The organism is Streptomyces sp. ST2-7A (genome assembly GCF_021390475.1).
Taxonomy (GTDB): domain Bacteria; phylum Actinomycetota; class Actinomycetes; order Streptomycetales; family Streptomycetaceae; genus Streptomyces.
Genome location: NZ_JAJUWS010000032.1, coordinates 41,546 through 66,395, shown reverse-complemented (window position 1 = coordinate 66,395; position 24,850 = coordinate 41,546). Strand labels below are relative to the sequence as shown.

General features: G+C 70.4%; 19 protein-coding genes and 2 pseudogenes. 5 read left to right on the top strand and 16 right to left on the bottom strand.

Annotated features, from left to right (window positions below):
* Positions 1-3: 3 nt before the first annotated feature.
* The 8 genes from LZF96_RS18885 to LZF96_RS18850 all read right to left on the bottom strand — a co-directional run bounded on the left by LZF96_RS18885 (position 4) and on the right by LZF96_RS18850 (position 13,032).
* Positions 4-1,653 (bottom strand): ABC transporter substrate-binding protein, encoded by a 1,650-nt coding sequence (locus LZF96_RS18885; protein WP_233873921.1) that lies wholly within the window; start codon positions 1,651-1,653, stop codon positions 4-6.
* 297 nt (positions 1,654-1,950) lie between these two features.
* Positions 1,951-2,988 carry an ABC transporter ATP-binding protein gene (locus tag LZF96_RS18880; protein WP_233873918.1) on the bottom strand — a complete coding sequence of 346 codons (1,038 nt, stop codon included), beginning with the start codon at positions 2,986-2,988 and terminating at the stop codon, positions 1,951-1,953.
* Entirely contained in the window at positions 2,981-4,141 is a 1,161-nt protein-coding gene (locus LZF96_RS18875; protein WP_233873915.1) for an ABC transporter ATP-binding protein, read from the bottom strand. Before LZF96_RS18875 ends, LZF96_RS18880 begins: the two co-directional genes overlap by 8 nt.
* Positions 4,142-4,155: 14 nt before the next feature.
* A complete protein-coding gene (locus LZF96_RS18870; RefSeq protein ID WP_233873911.1) occupies positions 4,156-5,130 on the bottom strand; it encodes an ABC transporter permease in 975 nt (324 codons plus the stop codon).
* Positions 5,123-6,052: an ABC transporter permease gene (locus LZF96_RS18865; RefSeq protein ID WP_233873908.1), complete on the bottom strand. Its 930-nt coding sequence runs from the start codon at positions 6,050-6,052 to the stop codon at positions 5,123-5,125. Before LZF96_RS18865 ends, LZF96_RS18870 begins: the two co-directional genes overlap by 8 nt.
* 151 nt (positions 6,053-6,203) lie before the next feature.
* Positions 6,204-7,844: an ABC transporter substrate-binding protein gene (locus tag LZF96_RS18860; protein ID WP_233873905.1), complete on the bottom strand. Its 1,641-nt coding sequence runs from the start codon at positions 7,842-7,844 to the stop codon at positions 6,204-6,206.
* Between the two features lie 608 nt (positions 7,845-8,452).
* Positions 8,453-10,321, bottom strand: a complete 1,869-nt coding sequence (gene typA, locus LZF96_RS18855) for a translational GTPase TypA (protein WP_233873902.1) — start codon at positions 10,319-10,321, stop codon at positions 8,453-8,455.
* A gap of 182 nt (positions 10,322-10,503) precedes the next feature.
* Complete coding sequence (locus LZF96_RS18850; protein ID WP_233873899.1) at positions 10,504-13,032, bottom strand: ABC transporter substrate-binding protein; 2,529 nt, start codon at positions 13,030-13,032, stop codon at positions 10,504-10,506.
* A 526-nt stretch (positions 13,033-13,558) separates the two neighbouring features.
* On the opposite strand from LZF96_RS18850, the gene LZF96_RS18845 reads away from it, so the two are divergent.
* Together LZF96_RS18845 and LZF96_RS18840 are read left to right on the top strand one after the other, a co-directional pair.
* Positions 13,559-13,759, top strand: coding sequence for an SPOR domain-containing protein (locus LZF96_RS18845; RefSeq protein ID WP_233873896.1), 201 nt, complete (start codon positions 13,559-13,561; stop codon positions 13,757-13,759).
* Between the two features lie 84 nt (positions 13,760-13,843).
* Complete coding sequence (locus tag LZF96_RS18840; RefSeq protein ID WP_233873893.1) at positions 13,844-16,375, top strand: SpoIIE family protein phosphatase; 2,532 nt, start codon at positions 13,844-13,846, stop codon at positions 16,373-16,375.
* Here the strand turns inward: LZF96_RS18840 and LZF96_RS18835 are convergent.
* A complete protein-coding gene (locus tag LZF96_RS18835) occupies positions 16,357-17,109 on the bottom strand; it encodes a GntR family transcriptional regulator (protein WP_233873890.1) in 753 nt (250 codons plus the stop codon). The two genes, LZF96_RS18840 and LZF96_RS18835, sit on opposite strands and share 19 nt — an antisense overlap.
* A gap of 319 nt (positions 17,110-17,428) precedes the next feature.
* Positions 17,429-18,064 carry an NAD(P)-dependent oxidoreductase gene (locus LZF96_RS18830; RefSeq protein WP_233873887.1) on the bottom strand — a complete coding sequence of 212 codons (636 nt, stop codon included), beginning with the start codon at positions 18,062-18,064 and terminating at the stop codon, positions 17,429-17,431.
* Positions 18,065-18,319: 255 nt separating this feature from the next.
* Here LZF96_RS18830 and LZF96_RS27110 point away from each other — a divergent pair.
* Positions 18,320-19,093 (top strand): annotated as a pseudogene (locus tag LZF96_RS27110) (NERD domain-containing protein); the annotation flags it as partial.
* Between the two features lie 187 nt (positions 19,094-19,280).
* On the opposite strand, the gene LZF96_RS18820 reads toward LZF96_RS27110, so the two are convergent.
* The 4 genes and pseudogenes from LZF96_RS18820 to LZF96_RS18810 form a co-directional block, all read right to left on the bottom strand.
* The gene (locus LZF96_RS18820; RefSeq protein WP_308294239.1) at positions 19,281-19,856 is read right to left on the bottom strand and encodes a DUF5753 domain-containing protein; all 576 of its coding nucleotides are present in this window, start codon (positions 19,854-19,856) and stop codon (positions 19,281-19,283) included.
* A gap of 125 nt (positions 19,857-19,981) precedes the next feature.
* A pseudogene (locus tag LZF96_RS27105) lies at positions 19,982-20,044 on the bottom strand (hypothetical protein); the annotation flags it as partial.
* A 65-nt stretch (positions 20,045-20,109) separates the two neighbouring features.
* Positions 20,110-20,619 carry a DUF6879 family protein gene (locus LZF96_RS18815; RefSeq protein ID WP_233873884.1) on the bottom strand — a complete coding sequence of 170 codons (510 nt, stop codon included), beginning with the start codon at positions 20,617-20,619 and terminating at the stop codon, positions 20,110-20,112.
* The gene (locus LZF96_RS18810) at positions 20,606-20,821 is read right to left on the bottom strand and encodes a hypothetical protein (protein ID WP_233873881.1); all 216 of its coding nucleotides are present in this window, start codon (positions 20,819-20,821) and stop codon (positions 20,606-20,608) included. The genes LZF96_RS18815 and LZF96_RS18810 overlap by 14 nt, the downstream gene beginning before the upstream one ends.
* Before the next feature lie 200 nt (positions 20,822-21,021).
* Between LZF96_RS18810 and LZF96_RS18805 the strand changes: the two genes are divergently transcribed.
* Positions 21,022-21,405 carry a hypothetical protein gene (locus LZF96_RS18805; protein ID WP_233873878.1) on the top strand — a complete coding sequence of 128 codons (384 nt, stop codon included), beginning with the start codon at positions 21,022-21,024 and terminating at the stop codon, positions 21,403-21,405.
* A 196-nt stretch (positions 21,406-21,601) separates the two neighbouring features.
* Here the strand turns inward: LZF96_RS18805 and ychF are convergent, their stop codons facing one another.
* Complete coding sequence (ychF, locus tag LZF96_RS18800; RefSeq protein ID WP_233873875.1) at positions 21,602-22,690, bottom strand: redox-regulated ATPase YchF; 1,089 nt, start codon at positions 22,688-22,690, stop codon at positions 21,602-21,604.
* A gap of 383 nt (positions 22,691-23,073) precedes the next feature.
* Between ychF and LZF96_RS18795 the strand changes: the two genes are divergently transcribed.
* Positions 23,074-23,484 carry a DUF6542 domain-containing protein gene (locus tag LZF96_RS18795; protein ID WP_233873872.1) on the top strand — a complete coding sequence of 137 codons (411 nt, stop codon included), beginning with the start codon at positions 23,074-23,076 and terminating at the stop codon, positions 23,482-23,484.
* Positions 23,485-23,714: 230 nt separating this feature from the next.
* Here the strand turns inward: LZF96_RS18795 and LZF96_RS18790 are convergent, their stop codons facing one another.
* On the bottom strand, positions 23,715-24,701 hold the full coding sequence (locus LZF96_RS18790) for a 4-hydroxy-3-methylbut-2-enyl diphosphate reductase (RefSeq protein ID WP_233873869.1): 987 nt from the start codon (positions 24,699-24,701) through the stop codon (positions 23,715-23,717).
* Positions 24,702-24,850: the final 149 nt, after the last annotated feature.

The window sequence follows — 24,850 nt, the reverse complement described above, 5'->3', positions numbered from 1 at the left end:
CGGTCAGTTGACGGTGATCTCGGTGTAGACGGGGACCGAGAACGGGTTGAGGGTGACGTTGTCCACCCGCTCGGAGTAGCCGGCGATGCCGTTCTGGTACCACAGCGGGATGGCGGGCAGGTCCTCGACCAGCAGTGCCTGTGCCTGGTCGAAGAGGTCCACGGCCTCCTCGTCGTCGTCCGCGCGGTTGGCCCGGTCCACCAGCTCGTCGAAGTCCGGGTTGTCGTAGCCGCTGTCGTTGGAGGAGCCGGTCGAGTAGAAGATCGGCTGCAGGAAGTTCTGGATCAGCGGGTAGTCCATCTGCCAGCCGGTGCGGAACATGCCGGTCATCTCGCGCCCGGTGACCCGGTTGCGGTAGTCGGCGAAGGTCGGCACCGGGGTGACGGTGCAGGCCCCGGTGTCGCCGAGCGCGTTGTTGATGCTGTTGCAGGCGGCGTCCATCCACTGCCGGTGGGATCCGGTGTCCACGTTGGAGCTGAGGGTGACGGTGCCTCCGGGCAGTCCGCCCGCCTCCTCGATCAGCTCGCGGGCGCGTTCGGGGTCGTACTCGCAGACCTCGCCGCACAGCTCCTCGTCGTAGCCGCCGGCCTCGCCGAGGACGGGCGAGGTGAAGTCGGTGGCGGGGGTGCGGGTTCCCTGGAAGATCCGCTCGGTGATCTCCTCGCGGTTGATCGCCATCGACAGCCCACGCCGGATCGCCGCGGCCTCCTCCCCTTCCCACGCCTCGTCGTAGAGCGGGAAGGAGACGGTCTGGATGATGCCGGCCGGCTCGTTGATGTATCGGCCGTCGAGGTCCTGCTCCGCGTTCCGCAGCTGGGCGGCGGGGATGTCGTCGATGACGTCGAGGTTCCCGGCCTGGAGGTCGGTGTAGGCGGTGGAGTTGTCGGTGTAGACGACCAACTGCACACCGTCGTTGTCGGCCCCGTCGTCCCCGGCGTACTCCTCGAAGGGGAGGAGGGTCATGCCCTGGCCGGGGTCGTAGGTGTCGATACGGTAGGGGCCGTTGCCGATCGGTTGGCGCAGCCAGGCTTCGCGGTCCTCGAAGAACGCCTCGGGGAGGGGCGCGTAGGCGGAGTAGCCGAGGGTCTCGGGCCACAGCGAGAACGGCTCGTCGAGCGTGACGGTGAAGGTGTGGTCGTCGATCACCTCCAGGCCGCTCATGGTGTCGGCGGTCGGCTCGGCGCCCTCATCGGTGGGGTGGACGTCGTCGTACCCCTGGATGAACTCGAAGAAGTAGCTGCCGATCTGCGCGTTCTCGATGTTGGCACCGTAGTTCCAGGCGTCCACGAAGGAGTTGGCGGTGACCGGCGTGCCGTCGTGGAAGGTCCAGTCCTCGTTCAGGGTGATGGTGAAGGTCTGCTGGTCGTCGGTCTCGATGGACTCGGCGACGGCGTCCTCGGCCTCGGCGGTCTCCGGGTTGTAGCGCTTCAGGCCCCGGAAGGCCATGTCCAGGACCTTGCCGCCCTGCACCTCGTTGGTGTTGGCGGGTTCGAGTTCGTTCTGCGGCTCCCCCCAGGAGGCACGGATCAGGTCACCGCTGTTCTGCGCGGCCTCACCTCCTCCCCCGTCGTCACCCCCGCCGCACGCCGCGAGGGCGAGGGCGAGGGCCGTCGCCCCGACCAGGATTCGGTGGGGCCGACCTGCTGGGCGCATGGAGTGCCTCCTGGATGACCGATGATCACATTCAGTCCCCATGAGAACGGCCGACGGACCGGGTCGGGGGGAGGAGGGCGGGCGGGCCCGGTGATTTCATCCCGAAAAACCCTCGAATGCCCCATGAGAGGGGGTGGGTGCGGATGCCGGAGGCGACCGGCGACCGGCGGCCGGGCACGGTGACGGGGCGCGGGCGGCAGGCGGCAGGCGGCAGGCGGCAGGCGGCAGGCGGCTGAAGTGGACGGCCCAAACGATCGCGCGGTGCCGGCCGTGACGGCGGGCACGCGGAGGGGTTCCTCAGGTGGGAACCACCGTGCGCTCCTCGGCGAAGTGGCAGGCCGACGAGTGGCGCACCGGACCCTCGGCGTCGCGCAGCACCTCGGGCACCGCCAGCAGCGGGGTCTCCTCCGCGCAGCGCTGTTCGGCCTTCCAGCAGCGGGTGCGGAAGCGACAGCCGGAGGGCGGGTTGGCCGGGGACGGCACGTCGCCGTGGAGGATGATCCGATCCCGGCGATCGCGCAGTTCGGGGTCGGGGACCGGGACCGCGGAGAGCAGCGCCTGCGTGTACGGGTGGGTCGGGTGATCGTAGATCTCCCGGTCCGTCCCGATCTCGGCCATCCGCCCGAGATACATCACGCCGACGCGGTCGGAGATGTGCCGGACGATGGACAGGTCGTGGGCGATGAACAGATAGCTCAGTTCGAATTCGTCCTGGAGGCGTTCCATCAGGTTGATGACCTGGGCCTGCACCGACACGTCCAACGCCGAGACCGGCTCGTCGCAGATGATGATCTCCGGATTCAGCGCCAGACCCCGAGCGATCCCGATCCGCTGCCGCTGACCACCGGAGAACTGGTGCGGATACCGGTTGATGTACTCCGGATTGAGCCCCACCACGTCCAACAACTCACGGACCTTCGCCCGCCGATCCCCCTTCGGCGCCACCTCCGGATGAATATCGAACGGCTCACCGATGATGTCACCCACCGTCATCCGCGGATTCAAGGAGGTGTACGGATCCTGGAACACCATCTGAATGTTCCGCCGCACCGCCCTGAGCGCCCGCCCCGACAGCTTCGTGATGTCCTCACCCTTGTAGAAGATCCCACCCGACGTCGGCTGCTCCAAATTCATCAACAGCTTCGCCACGGTCGACTTCCCACACCCCGACTCCCCCACGATGCCCAGGGTCTCCCCCCGGAACAACTCGAAGGAGATACCGTCCACCGCCTTGACCGCACCCACCTGCCGCCTGAACAACACACCCCGCGTCAACGGGAAATGCTTCACCAGGTCACGGACCTCGAGAATGGGCTCGCGCGCGGTGTCAGCCATGGAGGGTCTCCTTCCAGTAATGGCAGGCGCTGTCCCGTCCCGGGACGGGGGCCTCGGAGGTGTCGAGGACGGTGTGCAGCGGCGGGCTCTCGGTGGTGCAGCGCTCCTCGGCCATGGGGCAGCGGGGGTGGAAGGAGCAGCCGGCGGGCAGCGCCGTAAGGCTCGGCGGTAGGCCCTTGATGGCGTACAACTCCTTGCCCTTGTGGTCCAGACGCGGAATCGACTCCAACAAACCCTTCGTGTACGGATGCGCCGGAGCCGCGTACAACTCCTTCACCGGAGCCGTCTCCACGATCCGACCCGCGTACATCACCGCGATCCGATCCGCCACATCCGCCACCACACCCAAATCATGCGTGATCAGGATCAGCCCCATCCGGAACTCCCGCTGCAACTCCGCGAGCAACTCCATCACCTGCGCCTGAACCGTCACATCCAAAGCCGTCGTCGGCTCATCCGCGATGATCAGATCCGGCTCCAACGCCAACGCCATCGCGATCATGATCCGCTGACGCATACCACCCGAGAACTGATGCGGATAATCATTCACCCGCTCCCGGGCCGCCGGAATCCGCACCCGATCCATCAACTCCACCGCACGATCCCGCGCCTCCCGACGCGAAGCCCCACGATGAACCCGGAACATCTCCCCCAACTGATACCCCACCGACAACACCGGATTGAGAGAGGAAAGGGCATCCTGGAAAATCATCGCGATGCGATCACCGCGGATCGCGCGACGCCTGTCCTCGGAGAGGGTGAGGAGATCCTCGCCGCGGAAGCGGATCTCGCCGCCGGCGATGCGGCCGGGCGGGGTGTCCAGGATGCCCATGATCGCCTGCGCGGTCACCGACTTCCCCGACCCCGACTCACCCAACACCGCCAGGGTCTCACCGGCGTTCACGGAGTAACTCACCCCGTTGACCGCCCGCGCCACCCCCTCCCGGGTGCGGAACTCCACCGCCAGATCACGGACCTCCAGCAGTGGGGTGCCCCCGGCGGCGCCCTCCGCCGTCCGGGCGCCCTTCTCGAGGTCGGTCTCCCCGGTCGTCCCGGCCGTCCCGGCCGCGGAGGGGGACGCCTCGACGGGACCGGTGGTGCCGGTGGTCGCGTTCGGCTCGTCGGCCGTCGGCCGTTCGGTACGGTCGCTCATGCGGTACGCCTCCCTCAGCGCAGCTTGGGGTCGAGGGCGTCGCGCACGGCGTCGCCCATCATCAGGAACGCCAGGATCGTGGTGCTGAGCATGATCGAGGGGAAGATCAACACGTGCGAGGCGACCCGGATCGAGTCCTTGCCGAAGTTGATGTCCCCACCCCAGGAGACCGCCGGGTCGGCGAGGCCGATACCCAGGTAGGACAGGGTGGCCTCGGCCGAGATGTAGCCGCCGAGGGCGATCATCGCCACCACGATCACCGGAGCGATGGCGTTGGGCAGGATGTGTCGCAGCAGGATCCGGGAGGTACCGGCGCCCAGTGAACGGGCGGCCTGCACGTAGTCGGCCTGCTTGACCTGGATGACCGAACCGCGCATCACCCGGGCGATGGTCGTCCATCCCAGGACGGCGAGGGCCAGCGAGATCACCAGCGGGCCGCGCACGTCGAAGGAGACCAGGATGACCATGGCGCCCAGCAGGAAGGGGATGCCCATGAAGGTGTCCACGATGCGGGAGAGCACGGTGTCCACCCAGCCGCCGAAGTATCCGGCGAGCATCCCCACCAGGCTGCCCAGCACGAAGACGATCGCGGTCACCGTCAGACCGATGATGATCGAGGCCCGGGTGCCGTGGATGATGCGGGCGTAGATGCTGCGGCCCTGCGCGTCGTACCCGAGCCACTCGGGTGCGAAGAAGTGCGTGAGTTGCGGCTTCTGCAGGTAGAACTGCGTCAGGTCGCCGTCGCGCGGGCTCATGTCGGTGAACAGGCCGGGGAACGCCGCGATCGTCAGGAAGAGCAGGATCAACCCGGCGGAGATCAGGAATGACGGTTTGCGGCGCAGGTCGTGCCAGGCGTCCGACCACAGACTGCGCGGCTTGCCCGGCGCGGGCCCGGACTCGGGCTGCGCGTCGATCGGCGCGGGCACCGCCGGCTGGGTGGCCTTCAGGGAGGCGGCCTCGGGGGTGGCCTTCATCGGGACGTCAGGCATAGCGAATCCTCGGGTCCAGCACGGCGTACAGCAGGTCGACGAGCAGGGTCACGACGAGGTAGACGAGGATCATGAAGGTGACGATGCCGACGACCGTCGCCCCCTCGCGGTAGGACAGCGCGCGGTAGACGGCGCTGCCGATGCCGTTGACGTTGAAGATGCCCTCGGTGACGATCGCCCCGGCCATGAGGTTGCCGATGTCCACGCCCAGGAAGGTGACCACCGGGATGAGGGAGTTGCGCATCAGGTGCACGCTCACCGCGCGGCGGCCGGTCAGACCCTTGGCGCGGGCGGTGCGCATGTAGTCGGCGCGCTTGTTCTCGGCGACCGAGGTGCGGGTCAGACGCGCCACGTAGGCCAGCGAGAGCGAGGCCAGGACCATGGCCGGGAGAATCAACTGGCTCCAGGCGGTGGGGTCCTGCACGGTGGGGCGGGCCCAGCCGAGGTTGTGCGCGAAGAAGACCTGGTACAGGTAACCGATCACGAAGACCGGCACCGAGATGAAGAGCAGGGTGACGAACAGGATCATCCGGTCCGTCTTGCCGCCGCGGCGCAGACCGGCGATCACGCCGAGACCCACACCCAGCACGACGGTGATCAGGAAGGCCAGCGCGGTCAGCCGCAGGGTCGCGGGGAGCGCCGAGGTGATCACGTCGATCACCGGACGGCCGCTGGCGATCTGGGTACCGAAGTCCCCCTGGAGCAGCCCGAGGAGGTAGTTGAGGTACTGGTGCCACAGCGGCAGGTCCAGACCCAGGTCGGCCTTCATCGCCGCGATCTGCGCCTGGTCGACGCTGCGCTCGCCCCACAGGGCCCGAACGGGGTCGCCGGGCAGTGCGTACATCATCAGGAAGACCAACAGGGTGGCCCCGATGAAGACGGGAATCATCTGGAGCAGTCGGCGTACGACATAGCGCCCCATCGTTCCTCCAACTCGGATGTGTCGGATCACGGGAGCGACGGGCCGCCCGCCCGGGGTGCGGGTGGTGCGGCCCGTCGCTCTCCGCGGCCCACGGCCGGGTGGGGCCGTGGCCGGGGGCGCCCCGGGTGCCGGGGCGCCCGTCGGTGCGGCCTTACTTGACGGTGACCTCGGTCAGGATCGGCTGACCGGTGACGCTGAAGCGGACGTTCTCCACGTTCTGGGAGAAGCCGCCGTTGACACCCTGGTGCCACAGCGGGATGGCCGGCATGTGCTCGAAGAGCACCTTCTCGGCCTCCTGGTAGGCGGCCACGGTCTCCTCGAGGGAGGCGGCGGAGTCACCCTCGGCGAAGAGGGCGTCCACCTCCTCGTTGGAGAAGAAGCCGGTGTTGGCGGAGGAACCGGTGCCGTACAGCTCCTTCATGAAGGAGACGTTCAGCGGGTAGTCGGCGATCCAGCCACCGCGGTACATCGACTCGACCTCCTGCGCGTCACGCGCGTTGAGGTCGGTCTGGAAGTCCGGCTTGGCGTCGCCGGTGCACTCGACGCCGGTGTTCTGGCGGATGCTGTTGCAGACCGCGGTCACCCAGGCCTCGTGACCACCGTCGGCGTTGTACTGGATGGTGATCTCGTCACCGGGGACGCCACCGGCCTCATCGATGAGGTCCTTGGCGCGCTCCGGGTCGAACTCCATGACCTCGCCGCCGGCGTTCTCCTGGAAGCCCATGGCGCCGGGGGCGACGAAACCGGTCGCGACGGTCACCGAGTCGTTCATCACGGTGGAGACGATGGTCTCGCGGTCGATGGCCATCGACAGACCCTGCAGGACGCGCGGGTCGGTGTCCTCCCAGGTCTCGCTGTAGAAGACCGGGACCAGGGTCTGGTTGGCCATGTACGGCTGGGAGATGGCCCGGTCGCCCAGGTCGTCCTTGAAGACCGGCAGGTTCTGGGGGTCGACCAGACGCAGGATGTCGAGGCTGTCCGAGAGCAGGTCGTTGTAGGCCGCGTTGAGGTTGTTGTAGTTGACGAGCTCGACGCCGTCGTTCTGCGCCTTGTTCTCGCCCGCGTAGTCCTCGTAGGCCTCGAGGGTGATCTTGGAGTCGCGCTCCCAGGAAGCGAACTTGTACGGGCCGTTGCCGATCGGCTTCTGGCCGAAGGCCTCGGTGTCCTCGTAGAAGCTGCTGGGCAGCGGGGTGAAGGGGTTGTAACCCAGCTTGTAGTTGAAGTACGAGACCGGGGAGGAGAGGGTGACGGTGAAGGTCAGCTCGTCGACGACCTCCAGGCCGGACATCTCCTCGGCGGTGGCGTCACCCTCCTCCGGGTGGACCTCGTCGTAGCCCTCGATGTCCGCGAACCAGTAGCTGTTCTTCTGGTTGTTGGACAGCTGGGCGGCCCAGTTCCACGCGTTGACGTAGGACTCGGCGGTCACGGCCTCGCCGTCATGGAAGGTCCAGCCCTCGCGGAGGGTGACGGTCCACTCGGTGGCGTCCTCGTTGGCCTCGATGGACTCGGCGGCGGTGTAGACCAGGTCGCCCTCGTCGTCGAAGTCGACCAGGTTGGCGAAGACGTTGTCGATGACCAGGGCACCGTACTGCTCGTTGGTGTCGGTCGGGATCAGCGGGTTCTGGGGCTCGCCGGCGTCGACGGAGAAGACCGCCGACGCGGAGCCACCGCCCTCACCGCCGCCACCGTTGCCGTTGCCGTTGCCGCTGTCGTCGCTGCCACCACAGGCGGTCGCGGCCAGAGCCACGCCTATCGCACCTGCCACCCACTTGGCGCTGCGCGTACCGCGCATGGGCCTGCCTCCTTCGGAGAGTTCGCTCGAAGCATGGGGCGCCGCACACGCGAAGTCTTCACACCCGTCGTGTTCGGCGCCATGCGATCGAGAAGCCGGGTATCGCCCTCCCGCGGAAGGCCCGAACGGTCGATCGCAACCTGAACCACTATGCGACCCAAACGAAGTCCCCTGCACCATTTCAGATCACAATGTGATGACGGAGCGAACACCAAAACAGACAAATACGGCGATACTTCAGCAGTCCCGAGGGGTTCAAACGTGCCATTGTGACGCGTGACACGCGAAGGTGTCCGCACATCGAACAGGTGTGGACCTCTGCCCGCTTTGCCCCCCTTGACATGTTCACATTGCAATCATTTTGTGGACGGAAGGCGAAGAAACTTCACTGCGTGACGATCGGGGGATGATTCCCCGGGCTTCTCGGGGTTTTCCTCACCCAGCGCATATGACACGGCTCCCGGCGGACGATCCGGCACGGGAGGGCAGCCGGCCGCCGGCAACGGACCCCGGGGCCACGGGAAGGCACCCCGCACAACGCGGCGGCCCGACACCGAAAGACCGGTGTGGGGCCGCCGCGAATGTTCCCGCGAGCGAATCGCGAAGGCTCAGGCGTGCTTGGCCCGGGAGGCCGACCGGGCCCGCTGACGCTGATCGAGCACCACCTTGCGGATCCGCACCTCGTTCGGCGTGACCTCGACACACTCGTCGTCCCGGCAGAACTCCAGCGACTGCTCCAGCGACAGCCTGCGCGGCGGCACCAGGTTCTCGGTGGTGTCGGCGGAGGCCGCCCGCATGTTGGTGAGCTTCTTCTCCTTGGTGATGTTCACGTCCATGTCGTCGGCACGGGAGTTCTCACCGACGATCATGCCCTCGTACACCTCGGTACCGGGCTCCACGAAGATGACGCCCCGCTCCTGGAGGTTGAGCATCGCGTACGGCGTGGCCGGCCCCGGCCGGTCCGCCACCAGGGAACCGCTGTTACGGGTGCGCAGCTCCCCCACCCACGGCTCGTAGCGCTCGAAGATGCCGTGCGCGATCCCGGTGCCCCGGGTCTCGGTCAGGAACTCGGTGCGGAACCCGATCAGTCCCCGGGAGGGCACCAGGAACTCCATCCGCACCCAACCCGAGCCGTGGTTGGTCATGGTCTCCATGCGCCCCTTGCGGGACGCCATCAGCTGGGTGATCGCCCCCAGGTGCTCCTCGGGCACGTCGATCGTCATCCGCTCGATCGGCTCGTGCACCCGGCCGTCGACCTCCCGGGTCACCACCTCGGGACGACCGACCGTCAGCTCGAAGCCCTCCCGGCGCATCGTCTCCACCAGGATGGCCAGCGCCAGCTCGCCGCGGCCCTGCACCTCCCAGGCGTCCGGCCGCTCGGTCGGCAGTACCCGCAGCGAGACGTTGCCGATCAACTCCCGGTCCAGGCGGTCCTTCACCAGGCGCGCGGTCACCTTGTGGCCCTTGCCGCCCTTGCCCACCAGAGGGGAGTTGTTGGTGCCGATGGTCATCGAGATGGCCGGCTCGTCCACCTGAATCAGGGGCAGCGCCACCGGGTTCTCCGGGTCGGCCAGCGTCTCGCCGATCATGATGTCGGGGATGCCCGCCACCGCGCAGATGTCACCGGGGCCGGCCTTCTCGGCCGGCTTGCGGGTGAGCGCGTCGGTCATCAGCAGCTCGGTGAGCCGCACGCTCTGCACCGAGCCGTCGCGGCGCATCCACGCCACGGTCTGCCCCTTGCGCAGCTCGCCCTGCTGGATGCGGCACAGCGCGATCCGGCCGAGGAAGTTGTCCGCGTCCAGGTTGGTCACGTGCGCCTGGAGCGGGGCCTCCTCGTCGTACACCGGCGCCGGCACCGACTCCAGCAGCGTGGAGAACAGCGGCTCGAGGCTGTCGCTGTCCTCCGGCACCGTGCCGTCGGCCGGCTGGGTGCGGGAGGCGACACCGTCCCGGGCGCAGGCGTAGACGATGGGGAACTCGATCTGCTCCTCGTCCGCGTCCAGGTCCAGGAACAGGTCGTAGGACTCGTTGAGCACCTCGGAGATGCGGGCGTCGGGCCGGTCCGTCTTGTTGACGCACAGGATCACCGGCAGGCGGGCCTGCAGCGCCTTGCGCAGCACGAACCGGGTCTGCGGCAGCGGTCCCTCCGAGGCGTCCACCAGCAGGACCACGGCGTCCACCATGGACAGGCCGCGCTCCACCTCGCCGCCGAAGTCGGCGTGGCCGGGGGTGTCGATGATGTTGATGACCACCGGGTCCCCACCCCCCTTGGGGTGGTACCGGACGGCGGTGTTCTTCGCGAGAATGGTGATGCCCTTCTCGCGCTCGAGGTCGCCGGAGTCCATGACCCGGTCGTCCACGTGCTGGTGGGCGGCGAAGGCCCCCGCCTGCTTGAGCATGGCGTCGACCAGGGTCGTCTTGCCGTGGTCGACATGGGCGACGATGGCGACATTGCGGATGTCGTGGCGCGTGGGCATGGCTGGCGGAACTTCTCCCGAATAGCGGTTGTCCCCCGGCGGGTGGATCCCCGGCGAGTCGGTGACGTGGCCCGGCGAATTCCTGCCCCGGCCCTTCCACATCGTACGGTGCCCTCCCGGGGACGGCCCGCGCGTTCCACGCCGCCCCCGCCGTCCGCCCCGTGCCCGGGCCGGTTCCCCGCTCAGCGCAGGCGGCCGAAGTCCTGTGGCCGCGGGGTGGCCAGCCCGAAGGCGCCCACGTTGGCCAGGTCCCGCTCCGCCGCCACCAGCTCCGGCCGTTGGTACAGCGGGATCGACCCCGCCACCGCCCAGATCCGCAGGTCGGCGCGGTGCAACAGCTCGGCGCGGCGCCCGTCGTCCGGCTCCGTGGCGGCCTCCTCCAACAGCTGGTCGATGTGGTCGGTGCCCACCCGGGTGTAGTTCTGCCGGACGAACACCTCACCACCCGGGACGGCCTGCGGCTTGGCGTGGACCGGGTGGGCGTCGGTCGCCGGGAACGGCGTGGCCGGCCAGGAGTACAACGCCAGGTCGAAGTTCCCGGACGGGACGCGCTCGGAGAGGTAGGTGTCGGCCGGCACCTCGACCCGGTCCACCAATACGCCCACCTCGGTGAGTGCCTCCGTGATCAGGTCCGCCACGGTGTGCAGCTCCTCGATGCCGTGGTCCCGTTCGGTACCCGTGCCGGCCTCCGGAAGGACGAAGTCCAACCGCAGCGGCGTTCCCTCCTTCACCCGGACCGCCGCGGCGGCCTCCGCGGCGAGCCGCTCGGCCTCCCGGTTCGCCGCGTCGGCGGCCCGCTCGGCGTCGTCCGCCGCCCGCTCCAGGCGGGCGCGCTCACCGCGGCCGGCCCCCGCGGCGGCGGCCCGGGCGTCCACGGCGGCGCGGCGCAGCATCGCGACACCCTGTTCCGCGGTGGTCAGCGGGTCGGCGACGCGGAACAGCGCGCGGGGGCCGGCCGCGCCGGCCGGGGCGGGGGGCCCGGCCGCCGGGGAGGCCCCTGCCTCCGTCCCGGGCCCGGCGGTCGGCCCCCGGTCCGCGCCGACGCCGCGCCCACCGCCGGGGACCCGGTGCCAGCCCACGGCCTCCAGCACCTCGGCGGCGGCCCGGGGGCCGGTCTCCCCCAGCGCGCCGCCGTGGTCCCGGTACTCCTCCTGGGCCGGCACCCACAGGTGGTGCCCCAGCGGACGCGGCGGGAGGCCGGCCGCGCCGTGCACCCTCGTCGCCGGGGCCTCCCGGTCCAGCGCCAGGGCCAGGGCCCGGCGCACCCGCTCGTCGCGCAGGGTCGGGGAGGAACCGTTGATCGCCAACTGCGTCCAGGACGGCCCGTAGGCACGGTGGACGGTGTGGCGGGCGAGGTGTTCGCGGGCGCTCTCCTCGTTCAGGGCGAAGGCCCGGTCCCGGGAGCGCTGGGCGGTGACGAGGGCGCGGGCGTACCGTTCGGCGGCCCGGTCGACGCCGGTCGCGGCGGCCGACGGGGCGTCGGGCACGGCGGCCGCGAGCCGGGCGTCCCCCCAGCGGGCGAGGTGGGCGGTGAGGTCCCGGCCGACGGAGAGCGCGGCGGTGCCGGGTGCCTCGGCGGCCTCGATGCCGGACCCGCCCGCGCCGGACCCGCCCGCGCCGGGGCCGTTCCCCGGCGGGCCGGCGGCGGAGGCCCCGCGGCCGTCGTCGGTATCCGGGGCGGCGTCGGGGGCGGCGCCGGTGTCCTCGTCGGCCTCCGTGTCCTCGCCGGACCCCGTGTCCGCCGGTCCGGGGGGAGCGTGCGGGCTGTCCACGCCCCCGCCCCGGGAGGGGGTACCCGCCGCCGCGAGCACCCGTTCGGCCTCGACCGCGTTCACCTCGGCCACGTGCACCGTGCCCCGGCCCAGCTCCTCCAGTCGGCGGTGCGGGGGCACCCGCAGGTAGACCAGTTCGTCCAGCAGCGCCCGGTCGCCCCACCAGCCCTCGTCCCGGGTCAGCGTCATCCGGCCGCCCGCCCGGTCCAGCCCGTCCAGCGCGAAGGGGCCGGCGGTGGCCGGGAGACCGTCCCGGGCGCCCGCGTTGAACTCGGCGGGGTCGCCGGTGAGGGAGCGGGGGTACAGCGGGGTGAAGAGGGCGCGCCAGTCGGCCACGGTGTCCCCGGTCAGGACGGTGACCTCGTGCTCGCCGGGACCGGCCGTCACCTTCGAGATCCTCTCGTAGCCGGCGTTGCGAGCGCTCCAGTAGGAGTTGTCGGAGCCGTTGAGCGCCTTCCACTGGGCGATGAAGTCCTCGGCGCCCACCGGTTCGCCGTCGCTCCAGACCGCCCGGGGGTTGAGCGAGTAGACGATCCGCCACCCGCCGTCCTCCGGCGTGGCGTCCGCCGAGCGCAGGTAATCGGGATCGGGGCGCTGGCGCCCCCGCTCGTCGGTGACGAAGAGGCGGGGCAGCAGGCCGACCGTGACCCGGTCGGTCACGATGTCCGCGTCGTAGCGGAAGACGTTGAGGGTGGCGGGCAGGTCGTCCACCGCCCAGACCAGGGAGCCGCCCTCGCGCAGCCGGTCCCGGTCGGCGGCGGGGACCGCGGAGAGGAGCGCCTCGGCCCCGTCCCGCTCCCCGGGGTCGGAGGAACAGCCGACCAGCAGCAGCGGTAGCAGGAGAGCGCCCGCGAGGAGGCGGACGGCGCGCCTCCGGGAACCCGCGCTCCCGGCTCGCGCCGGTGTCCGGGCACCGGCGTCGCTCGACCGTCCCAGCATGTTCTTCCCTCCGACGTGACCCGGGTGCTCCGATCGACCTCTGATCACACCCACCGCCAGCGAAGGCCACCCGGGGCCCGGCGCGTAGCGGACACGGCGTCACGGGCGTCGGATCTCACCCGACCGGTGGAGGGCCGGATACGCCGGGGCGCATCCGGCCGTCCACCGGCCATCCGGCGCGCGTGGAAGAAAACGCGCCGGGCGCACGCCCGGGCGTGCACCGGAGCGGGGAGGTGGGCGAAGGGTGATCGACGGATGGGAGAGAGGTGCGCGAAATGTGATGCCCGGTGGATGGGGCCACCCCGCCGCGCCCCGTTTCACCGGCGGAAACACCCCCGTCACCCGGGGTTGACACCCCGTGCCGGCCGACCACCTACGCTGTCCGGTGACGGTCCGTCGGCTCCCCGTGTCGCCCCGTGCCGGAGGGGCCCGGGCCTGTCCGGTTCCCGCCCCGTGGAACAGGTTTTCGTAGGCGTGAACACAGGTGCCGGCGTAGGGTCCGGCATATGCGCCCAGGGGGTGAGTGATGAACGACGGCAATCCGAGTCCGTGGCAGGTGGTGCGCCAGGACGAGAACGGGCACCGCTACCGCATCGGACGCTGCGCCACGCGTGCGGAGGCCCAGCGTCTGATCCGCAGGCTGGAGGAGGGCGCGGGCGTACGCCCGGCGGACTCCGGCCGCTATCTGGTGGAACGCGTCGAGCGGGCGGACAGCGCACCTCGCTGATCCCCGGCACAATCGGGGGTACGGGTGCGAGTCCGACCCGACCGCGGACCACGCGGTGGGGCCCGAGCGGGGACGTGGTACGACGTGAGCACGAGTGCGGAGAGTCCGCGGGACGAGGTCCCGCCCGCCGGTTCCACGGCACCCGGTGCCCCGCGGCCTCTCCTGGACGTCCTGCGCATCGGCGTCGTCATCCTGGACCCCGGTGGCCGGATCCTGCTGTGGAGTCCGGTCGCGGAACGCGTCCTCGGATGGCCCGACTCCCTCGTCCTCGGTCGCCCCGTCACCGACTTCGTGGCCTCCCCGTGCGCGCTGACCGGGGGGGCCGGGAACGTATACCGGGAACTCCTGCGCACCGGCTCCTGGCGGGGCGTGATCCCTCTGCGTCACCTGGACGGCCGAACCGTGGAGGTCGAGGGACGCGGCTCCCTGATGCGCCGTCCCGACGGGTCCCCCTTCGTTCTCGCCAACCTCGTCGAGACCAGTCTGCTGGCCGGAATCGAACAGGAACTCGCCGCCCTCGACGCCCTCTTCACCGCCTCTCCCCTGGGCATCGCCCTCTTCGACACCGAACAGCGCTTCGTACGGGTCAACGAATCCCTCTCCCGCCTGTGCGGAGTCGGCCCCCAGGACCTGATCGACCGGACCGTCCTCGAGGTCCTGCCCGACCACATGGGGCCGCAGATCGACGCCGTACAGCGCGAGGTCCTCGCCTCCGGTCACTCCGTCATCGACCTGGTCACCCTCTCCCCCGACCGGCGCGGCGCCCGGTCCGTCTCCTTCGGCCGGCTCACCGACCGCACCGGCCGGGTCCACGGCGTCAGCTGCACCGTCATGGACATCACCGAACGCCGGGAGGCCACCGAGAAGATCGAGCGGGCCCGTCAACGCCTCGCCCTCCTCGACGACATCGGCGCCGCCCTGGGCGACCTGCTCGAGGTCGCCCCCGTCGCCGACTCCCTCGCCCATCTGCTCGTCCCCCGGTTCTGCGACTACGCCGGGGTCATGCTGCCCTCCGCCTTCCTCGACGGCGACGGGGGCAACGGGGACCGTCCCCGTCACACCCCCCTGGTGCAGGCCGCCGTCGCCGCCAAACGACACAGCCCCGAGGTCGACCGGATGCTCGGCCTGCGCGAGACGGTGCGCTTCACCCCCGAGTCCGTCTTCGGGAAGGTGCTCGCCGGTGGACGCGCCCGCCTCCTGGACTCCGCCGAGGCCATCGCCGAGGCCACCAGCCCCGACGACCCGAAGGTCACCGCCGCCACCGGCCTGGGCATCCACTCCCTGATGGTCGTCCCGCTGCGGGCCCGCGGGAAGGTGCTCGGCCTGCTCGTCATCAGCCGTGCCGGTCGCCGCGCGGGCTTCGACGCGGACGACCTCGCCCTCGCCGAGGAGATCGCCGGACGGGCCAGCGTCTCGCTGGACAACGCCCGGCTCTACGCCCGCGAGCGGGAGGCCGCCGTGATGCTGCAGCGGAGCCTGCTGCCGCAGACCGTTCCCGAGCCGCCGGGCGTGCGGATCGGCTTCCGGTACGTGCCCGGCAGCAGCCGCGCCGAGGTGGGTGGCGACTGGTTCGACGTCATCCCACTGGCCGGCGGCCGGGTCGCCTTCGTCGTGGGCGACGTGATGGGCCACGGTCTGCGCGCCGCCGCCACCATGGGACGGCTGCGCACCGCCGTGCGCACCCTCGCCGACCTCGACCTGCCCCCGGCCGAGCTCCTGGAGCGCGTCAACCGCCTCTCCGACGACCTCGCCGCCGGTCCCGACGACCCGATGATGGCCACCTGCCTGTACGCCGTGCACGACCCGGCCACCGGCGAGTGCGCCATCGCCAAGGCCGGCCACGTCCCACCGGTGCTGGTCACCCGCGAGGAGGCCACCGGCCGGCTGGTGGCCCGGCCGGTCGACGTGCCGGACGGCCCACCGATCGGGCTGCCCGACACCGGCCACGAGGAGATCCGGGCCCACGTCCCCGCCGGTTCGGTGCTCGTTTTGTACACCGACGGTCTGATCGAGAAACGCGGGGAGGACATCACCGACGGCCTGGACCGGCTCTGCGAGACCCTCACCGGCCCCGGCGGCGGGGAGATCTCCCTGGAGAAGTTGTGCGACACGGTGCTGGACGCCCTGGTCCCGGAGGTCGGTCGGCCCGGCCACGGCGCCGAGGACGACATCGCGCTGCTCGCCGTCCAACTCGGCGAACTCTCACCGGGTGACAGCGCCTCCTGGGTCTTCCCGGCCCGCGGCCACAGCGTCCGCCGAGCCCGCTCCGCCGTCCGGCACACGCTGCGCGACTGGGGTCTGTCCTCCGTGGAGGACTCGGTGGTCCTGCTGGTCAGCGAACTGGTCACCAACGCCCTGCGGTACGCGCACGGACCCATCGGGGTGCGTCTGGTGCGCGGTGGGTCACTGCTCGTGGAGGTCTCCGACCCCCTCCCCGACCCTCCGCTGCCGCGCCGCGCGAGCCCCGAGGAGGAGAACGGCCGGGGCCTGCACCTGGTCTCCCTGGAATCCCACCGCTGGGGCACCCGCCGGGACCCGGCGGGCAAGACCGTCTGGTTCGAGGTCCACCTCCCCGACGGCCCGCCGGGGCCGACGCGTCATCGCACCGGCAGGTGATACGCGATCCGGTACCGATCGGCCGGTACCACCAGGTCGGCCGTCTCCACCGGCAGACTGCCGGCGCGGAAGGTCCGGCTGACCACGATCATCAGCCGGCCCGGTCGGCCGCCCAGTACCTCCACCTCGTCCACCCCACCGGGCCGCGCCCCCACCTCCTCCTCCACGTTGTCCACCACGAGGTCGATCTCCGCCATCCGCTCCACCACCCCGCGCCCCGCCAGCGGACCCTCCTCCGGCAGCACCACCGGGGTCCGACCGGTCAGCCGCAGCGGCTCCCAGGAGGTGGACAGCATCATCGGGCCGTCCGCCACCCGGTACAGGTACCGCGTGCACATCACCGCCTCCCCCGCCTCCACCGCCAACCGGCGCGCCACCCCCGGCCCGGCCGTGCTCCGTTCGCTCTCGGCCTCCCACACGCCGCGCACCCGCTCGTCCGCCTGCTCCTGCCGGAACGGCGAGCACTCCCCCGCCGGACGGTGCGCGCTGCGGTGCACGCGCCGGGTCTCGGGCCGCTCCCGAACGTAGGTCCCCGACCCCGAGCGGCCCTCCACCAGCCCCTCGGCCATCAGCACCCGCCGCGCCTCCAGCGCCACGGTGTCCGAGACGCCGTAGACCGTCCGGATGTCCGCCTGCGAGGGCAGCCGGGTGTGCGGCGCGAGAACGCCCTCCCGGATCTGCCGGCGCAGATCCTCGGCGACGCGGAGATAAGCGGGCTGCTCTCCCACCGACACGGGTCCTCCCGAAGCTGCTCCCGACCCGAACGGTCAGCACTGAGAGCAACAGATTGACAACCCGGGGTGATGGCACGCAAGGGTCGGCTCCATGTTCACCCGAAAGGCCGAGCGAGGGGCACCGTCTTCTTCCACCCACCGGGGACAGCGGGCCGGGCCGGCCCCCGCGCCACGGCATGTGCCTCCGCGCCCCCGCCGGGCCCCACCGGCACAGCGCGGGTGTGCCGGTGGCAGGGGTTGCGTCGGGTCCCCACCCGAACCGTTCACCCGACCCCCGGGGAAACCGGGATCCCGGAAAAGGACCGGGCGGGCCGAGAACTCAACGTGCGATGCCCACCGGCTGCCGCACCGTCGTCGGATCGTCCACCATCGACAGGAGGGCATGGGCGAGATCGGCCCGGGAAATGGAACCGGACCGCGGCACGTTCCCACCGATGACCCTGCGGTACTTCCGCGACAGGGGCCGATCCAACAGGCGTGGGGGACGAAGGATCGTCCAGTCCAGGGCACTGCTCCGAATGATCTCCTCCATCACCGCGAGATCGTCGTACTGCGGCCGAAACGCCCGGGAGACCAGGGGCCGCACGACGGTGCGCAACAGCGGACTCTCCCCCGGGGGGACCGGACCGACCGGAGCGGCGCTCACCGCGAGGAACCGCCGAGTTCCACAGTTTCGTGCCGCCTCCACGATCGCCCGGGTCGCCACCGAGACGATCCCCGCCCCGGCGTTGCCGCGGGCACCGAGGGCGGAGATCGCGGCCTTCCGCCCCCTCAGGAGCGGCTCCAGCAGTCGCGGATCGGTCACGTCGGCAACCCGCACCTCCAGCGCTTCGTGCCGGACCGTCAACGCTGTCGGATCACGCACCACGGCCGTCACCCGGTGACCGGCTTCCAACGCCTGACGGACCACGTGGGTGCCGGTACCGCCGGTCGCCCCGAAAACGGTGAGCTCCATACGCTTCCGTGCCTTTCTCCTCGGAACCGATCCCCTCGGGCCCGGCCCGGTTTCCTCCCGGGGCGGTGGACCCGGAGTCTCGGGCGGGACCGTCGCGTCGGGAAACGTCGAGGAACACGGTCCGCACGACACCCCACGAGGCCTCCTCGGCGACGGTGGGTGAACGTCCCGAACCCCTCTTGATAGTGGTCCAACTCCCCCCGCAGGAGCCTGCGCCGCTCGGCCCGCTCGGTGATGTAACCGGAGACGTTGTCCGTGTGCGCCTTCACGCTCTCCAGCAGCCCCACCGGCTGCGTGATCGTGACCTTCTTCGCCTTGACCATACCGCGACCAGGCCACGGTGTTACCGCCGTGTGTGGGGAGTGGCCGGTACCGGACACATGCGATCCGATACCCCGAGGGTCCACAGCCGCTCCGCCCCACAGCACCGCGGCCACGACCGTGCAGCCATGGAGACCGCCATCGTGCTCCGCCCCGGCGTCCGGCACCGGCGTCGAAGCCGTGCCGATAAGCCGACCGCCGGCCCGTCCCTGTGAACAGGCGCAGGTCCTCCGAACGACGTCGCTAGTCTTGTCCCGTTACGCCCCCACGCCCCTAACCGGAGGACTCCCCGTGACTCCGACCGCTGCGAAGCCCGGCCCCCCATCGCGGCGCGAGCACTGGTTCCAGCCCTGCCGATCCGGTTTCCGGTGGGAGCAGGAGGGCCTGGAGCACGTGCGACGGCTGATGCCGAACGCCGAGCCGTACCGGGCGTGGGCGACGTTCCGGTTCACCGGGGTCACCGGGCGGGTCAACGAGTGCGATCTGCTGATCGCCTTGCCCGGGGGCGTCTATCTGCTGGAGCTGAAGGGGCACCCGGGCAGGGTGGTGAACCGGGGCGACACATGGCAGTTCCACGGCGACCGTGTGCGGACGCTGCGCAACCCGCTGCACCTCACCGATCTCAAGGCCAAGGAGCTGAAGGCTCAGCTGGAACGTGCCGCGCGTGCGGCGGGCATCCCCGAGGCGGGGATCCCCTTCATCAAACCGGCGGTCTTCCTGCACGACCCCGACCTGGTGAGCGTCCAGGCAGTGCCGACAGCCCGAAACCGGCTCAGGCTGGGCGCCGGGCAGGGGCAGGTACACGGGTCCCGACTGGGTGCTGGCGCTTGTTCGCATGGCTCTCCCGACTCCGATCTCCTTGATCCAACATCGTCGGGTTGCCCACTTGCCGGGCCTAGCCTCTTTCCTGTTGCCGCAAGAACTCGTCCCGGATGCCCTCGACGAGGCTGCGCATGTCGTCGCCATAGAGCGCCACCGCGGCGAACCTGTCGAACGTGTCGACGTACGTCTGGACGTCCCGCGGATCCCGTGTCGTCACCTCCGAGTGGAAGGTCTCGACGATGACGAGGCTGTCGTCGTGGATGCTGAAACAGGTCATGGGGAAGTCCGGCTTCCGGCCCGCTTGAGGAACGACACCGATGGACACGGCGGGGAGCTGGGACAGGGACGCGAGCCGGTCGAGTTGTACGGCCATGACGGCCGGCTCGCAGATCAGCCACCGCAGTACGTGCTCGCAGATGACGAAGTGGAACGACCGCGCGTCCTCATACAGCACGGTCTGCCGTTCCAGCCGTGCCGCCACTGTCCGTACCTTGGTCTCGTCCGGCAGAGCCGGAGGCAGTGAGAACACCGCCGTGGCGTACTCAGGAGTCTGGAGAAGACCAGGGATGAGCTGTCCCTGGAACAGCCTGAGTGCCTTCGTGTTGGCCTCGATGCCCTTGATCGTGTTCTGGTGCTTCCACGCCCCCATACGGCGCAGCAGGCGCCACGCCGTGGTTCCGTGGCCTCGACTCGGGCCGCCGCGAGGAACTGTTCCTTGGCCTCCTCGGACACCCCGAGGGCGGACAGGACGAGGTCGACGTCTCGCACCGTGGGCATGGTCCGGCCGTTCTCGATCTTCGAGAGCTTGGCTGCGGACATGGAAGCCCTACGGGCCACTGCGCTGCCGGTCAGTCCCGACGCCTCTCGCAGTGTCCGCAGTGCTCTTCCGAGGGATTCCGTGGTCAGTGGTGCCGCTCCCGGTAGGTCGCGAACGGCACGGCTCGGGAGAGCGCCAGGTCCCGGTATCCCCGGTAGGCCGGGAGGCGGTCGGCGGGGAGGAGTTCGCCGCCGAGGAACCGGCCCTCGGGGGTGTAGTGCATCCGGTAGACGTCGCAGTCGTCGAAGAGCCAGAAGTCGTGGTCGGGCAGACCGTCCACGTCCTGCTCGGCCAGGTCGATAATGCCGATCGACTCACCGGCCTTGATGTTGCCGGGGTAGGCCGCCAGCTCGTAGCGCGGGTAGTCAGTCAGCGGGGAGCGCAGGACGTGGACGCGGGACACCTGCTTGCCCTTGTCGGTCATGGACCGCACCCACGGGTTGTCGTCCCACTCCGGCCCCATGTCCTCGCCGGCCAAGAAGCGCGCGATCTCCCCGCGCTCCTCCTCCACGTCGTACTCAGCCAGCGTCTCCAGCCGGAACGCGGTCCGCTCGAACGTGTCGAAGAGGCGCCCGAACTCCTCACCGGTGAGCACGGAAGTACTCCTCCAGCACGGCCGCGGGGACCATGACCGCCGTCTCACCCTCGGGCAGGTCGAGCTGCGCCAGCCGCTCAGGGTCGTTGGTCACGTAACCCTGTACGACGTACTCCTTGCCGTCGGCCGTGCCCCACAGGGTGGGGCAGGTGCCGTTCTTGCAGTCCGGATCTCCCGACAGTTTCCACAGTGGTGCGCCCACGGCTTCCCCTTCAGGTCGACGGCCCTCGCCTGTGGCCGATGCTCCCGACCGGCTGACATGCGGGGCAAGCTCCCCGGCTTTCCGGAACGGGAAACCCTGACGGCTAGCGGGCCCGACAGATCTTTCTCTGTTCCCTGACGCAGGCCAGCCCAGAGCTGATAGGAAGTGCTAGTCATCCGTAAGACTTCTTAGGAGGGGTCATGAACGACGAGGAAATGAACAAGCTTCGGATGCGCAAACTCAAGATCCTCAGCGAGTACCACGAGGAGGAGAAGAGGAGGCGAGACAAGCTCGGCGCGGAACTGGCCGAGATCGAGCAGGCCATGGCCCGGGTGGCGGAGAGCAGTCTCAGCATGCCCTGCTTTGTCCGGGCCACGCCGGGGCCCAAGCAGACCGTCTACCACTCCGCGGATGCCACATGCGATCGCGTCCGGGACCGCAACAACTACACCCCGTGCACCGAGCACGCGGCGCTGGAAGAGCTGGGCCCCGGGGACTACTACCTCAGGCGGTGCACCGCATGCGACTGGGAGAAGGCTGCTCATCTACACGCGCAGCGCGACAGCCCACTCAGGGTTGAGTAAGGGTACTCAGCGCTGTCATAGCCCCAGGTCAGGACCGAACAGCTCCCCGCCGACGAGTCAGCGCCAAGTCAGCACGTGGCCCGGAAACAGCCGGAATCCGCAAGAGAAAACAGGAAGGGGCCAGACCGGAATATCTGGCCCCTGACCTGGGGTTTTACCATCCAACCCGCATCTCGGTAGATCAAGGAATCAACCGCTACACGTTGAAGCGGAACTCCACCACGTCGCCGTCGCGCATGACGTACTCCTTGCCCTCCATGCGGGCACGGCCCTTGGCGCGGGCCTCGACCAGGGAGCCGGCCTCGACCAGTTCGTCGTAGGAGACGATCTCGGCCTTGATGAAGCCCTTCTGGAAGTCGGTGTGGATGACGCCGGCGGCCTCCGGGGCGGTCGCGCCACGCTTGATCGTCCAGGCGCGGGCCTCCTTGGGCCCGGCGGTGAGGTAGGTCTGCAGGCCCAGGGTCTCGAAGCCGGCGCGGGCGAGGGTGGCCAGGCCCGGCTCCTCCTGCCCCACGGACCGCAGCAGTTCCAGCGCCTCCTCGTCGTCCAGCTCGCCGAGGTCGGATTCGAGCTTGGCGTTGAGGAAGACCGCCTCGGCCGGGGCCACGAGGGCGCGCTGTTCGGCCTGGAATGCCTCGTCGGTCAGCTCCTCCTCGTCCACGTTGAAGACGTAGAGGAACGGCTTGACGGTGAGCAGGTGCAGCTCCCGCAGCGGCTCGACGGCCTCGGTGCCCTGGCGGATGCCGGCGGAGAAGAGGGTGCGGCCCTCCTCGAGGATCGCCTTCGCGTCCTCGACCGCCCTGAGGATCGGCTGCCGGTCCTTCTTGACCCGGGCCTCCTTCGCCAGGCGCGGCAGAACCTTCTCGACGGTCTGCAGGTCGGCGAGGATCAGCTCGGTGTTGATGGTCTCGATGTCGTCCTTCGGGGAGACCTTGCCGTCCACGTGCACGACGTTGTCGTCGCGGAAGGCGCGCACCACCTGGCAGATGGCGTCCGACTCGCGGATGTTGTGCAGGAACTTGTTGCCCAGTCCCTCGCCCTCGCTGGCGCCGCGCACGATGCCGGCGATGTCCACGAAGTCGACGGTGGCCGGCAGGACGCGCTCGGAGCCGAAGATCTCGGCGAGCTTCGTCAGCCGGGGGTCGGGGACGCCCACGACGCCCACGTTCGGCTCGATCGTGGCGAACGGGTAGTTGGCCGCCAGCACGTCGTTCTTGGTCAGGGCGTTGAACAGGGTCGACTTGCCGACGTTCGGCAGGCCGACGATTCCGATCGTGAGCGACACGTGGGACTTCCCGGGCGTAGGAGGGGAACGGAGGGCGAACCCTCATTGTAGGCGCGGGGCCCGGGCCGATGGGCCGGACGAGGGTGATCCCGGTTCCACCGGCACCGCGGGCGCCCCGGAGTCCGGGGTGACCACCCGTGCAAAAGATCGACAAAACGATGGAATGCGCGTGTCTCCGCCGATCGAGGCGGGGAAGGGGACTTACGTTGGTCGACGTGGAGCACAGTACGCACACGACCGAACACGCTCGGCCACCCTTCGGAACGGTGCGTCGACCCACCCGCCCCGCCGGGGTGCCCCGGCCCGCCGGCGGCCCGTCCCGTCCCGGCCCGCCCCCCCGGCCCCGACCGGAACCGCGGGCCGGCCGTGGTCACCGGCCGCCGGTGGTCGACGCCCTGGCCCGCCTGACCCGGACGGTCCGCGCCGCCCGTCTCCCCCGCCCGGTCCTGACCGGCCTGGGCTGCGGCGTCCTCACCGGCGCGGCGATGGTCGCGGTCGGCTGGCTGAGCCGACTGGCCGGCGGGGTCCCGACCCTGCACGGGGTCGTTTTCCTGCTGGCCTGTCTGACGGTGGCCCTCATGGTCCGACCGGCCGACCTGATCTGCGCCCCGGTGGCCGCGCCGATCGCCTTCGCGTTGGGCGCCGTCGCGGCCGAGGGTTTCGACGATCTGCCGGCCACCCTGGCGTTCGGCGCGCCGTGGCTGTTCTCGGGAACGCTGTTGGCGGTGGTGATCGTCCTGGTCCGGGGTGCCGCCCGAACGCTGCGCCGCCGTCGGGCGGCGGCCCGGCGCTGAGACGGACCGGCGCCCCCGGGGGCGTCCCGCTCCGAACGGTCGGCGGGCCCGTTTCCGTCCCGCCGTCGGTGGGACCGCCGCGGCGACGGGACGGAAACGGGCCCGGGGAACCCCGTGGAACGGAGCGGGCCGGCGAACGGAGCGGAGCGGAGGGGCTTCCGCGGGAGGGACGGGCGAGCACGGCGAGCGGCCGGCGTCATCCGGCTCCGGGTCGCCGGAGTCGGCCCGGGTCAGGCCTCCAGCCTGGCCTTCGCCTCGGCCCGCAGGTCGCGGCGCAGCTCCTTGGGCAGCGAGAAACGGATGTGCTCGGTGACCGGCTGGACGACCTCCACGTCGTCGAAGCCACGCTCGGCGAGCCACTCCATGACCCCCTCGACCAGGACCTCGGGCACCGAGGCGCCGGAGGACAGGCCGATGGTCCCCACGCCCTCGAGCCACGCCTCGTCGATCTCGGAGGCGTTGTCGACCAGGTGCGCGGTGCGGGCGCCGGCGCCGAGGGCGACCTCGACCATCCGGACGGAGTTGGAGGAGTTCCTCGACCCCACGACCAGCACCAGGTCCGAGCGGTCGGCGATCTCCTTGATCGCGGTCTGCCGGTTCTGGGTGGCGTAGCAGATGTCGTCGCTGGGCGGGCTGATCAGCTGCGGGAAGCGGGTCTTGAGCGCGCCCACGGTCTCCATGGTCTCGTCGACCGAGAGCGTGGTCTGGGAGAGCCAGACGACCTTCTCCGGGTCGCGCACCTCGACGTTCCCCACGTCCTTCGGACCGTCCACCAGCTGGATGTGGTCGGGGGCCTCGCCGGTGGTGCCGATGACCTCCTCGTGGCCCTCGTGTCCGATGAGGAGGATGTCGTAGTCCTCACGGGCGAAGCGGACGGCTTCCTTGTGCACCTTGGTCACCAGCGGACAGGTCGCGTCGACGGTGGCGAGCTTGCCGCGCTCGGCCTCGCGGTGGACCTCGGGCGCGACACCGTGGGCGGAGAAGATGACGATCTCACCCTCGGGGACCTCGGAGGTCTCCTCGACGAAGATCGCGCCCTTCTTCTCCAGGGTGCGGACGACGTACTTGTTGTGCACGATCTCGTGCCGGACGTAGACCGGGGCACCGTACTGCTCCAACGCCTGCTCCACGGCGACGACGGCACGGTCCACCCCGGCGCAGTAACCACGGGGGGCGGCGAGCAGGACACGGCGGCCGGCGGCGCGGGAATCACTCATGCCGTCCATCGTACGAGTCCACCGGGAAGGGGGGAGGGCGGCATCGGGGGTCCCGGGGCCCCCGACCGGCGCTCGAACGGCGACACGCGCGGCGGGGCGGGGTTCCCGGGGCGGTCGGGGAGATCGGGACCCGGACGGACCGCGACCGT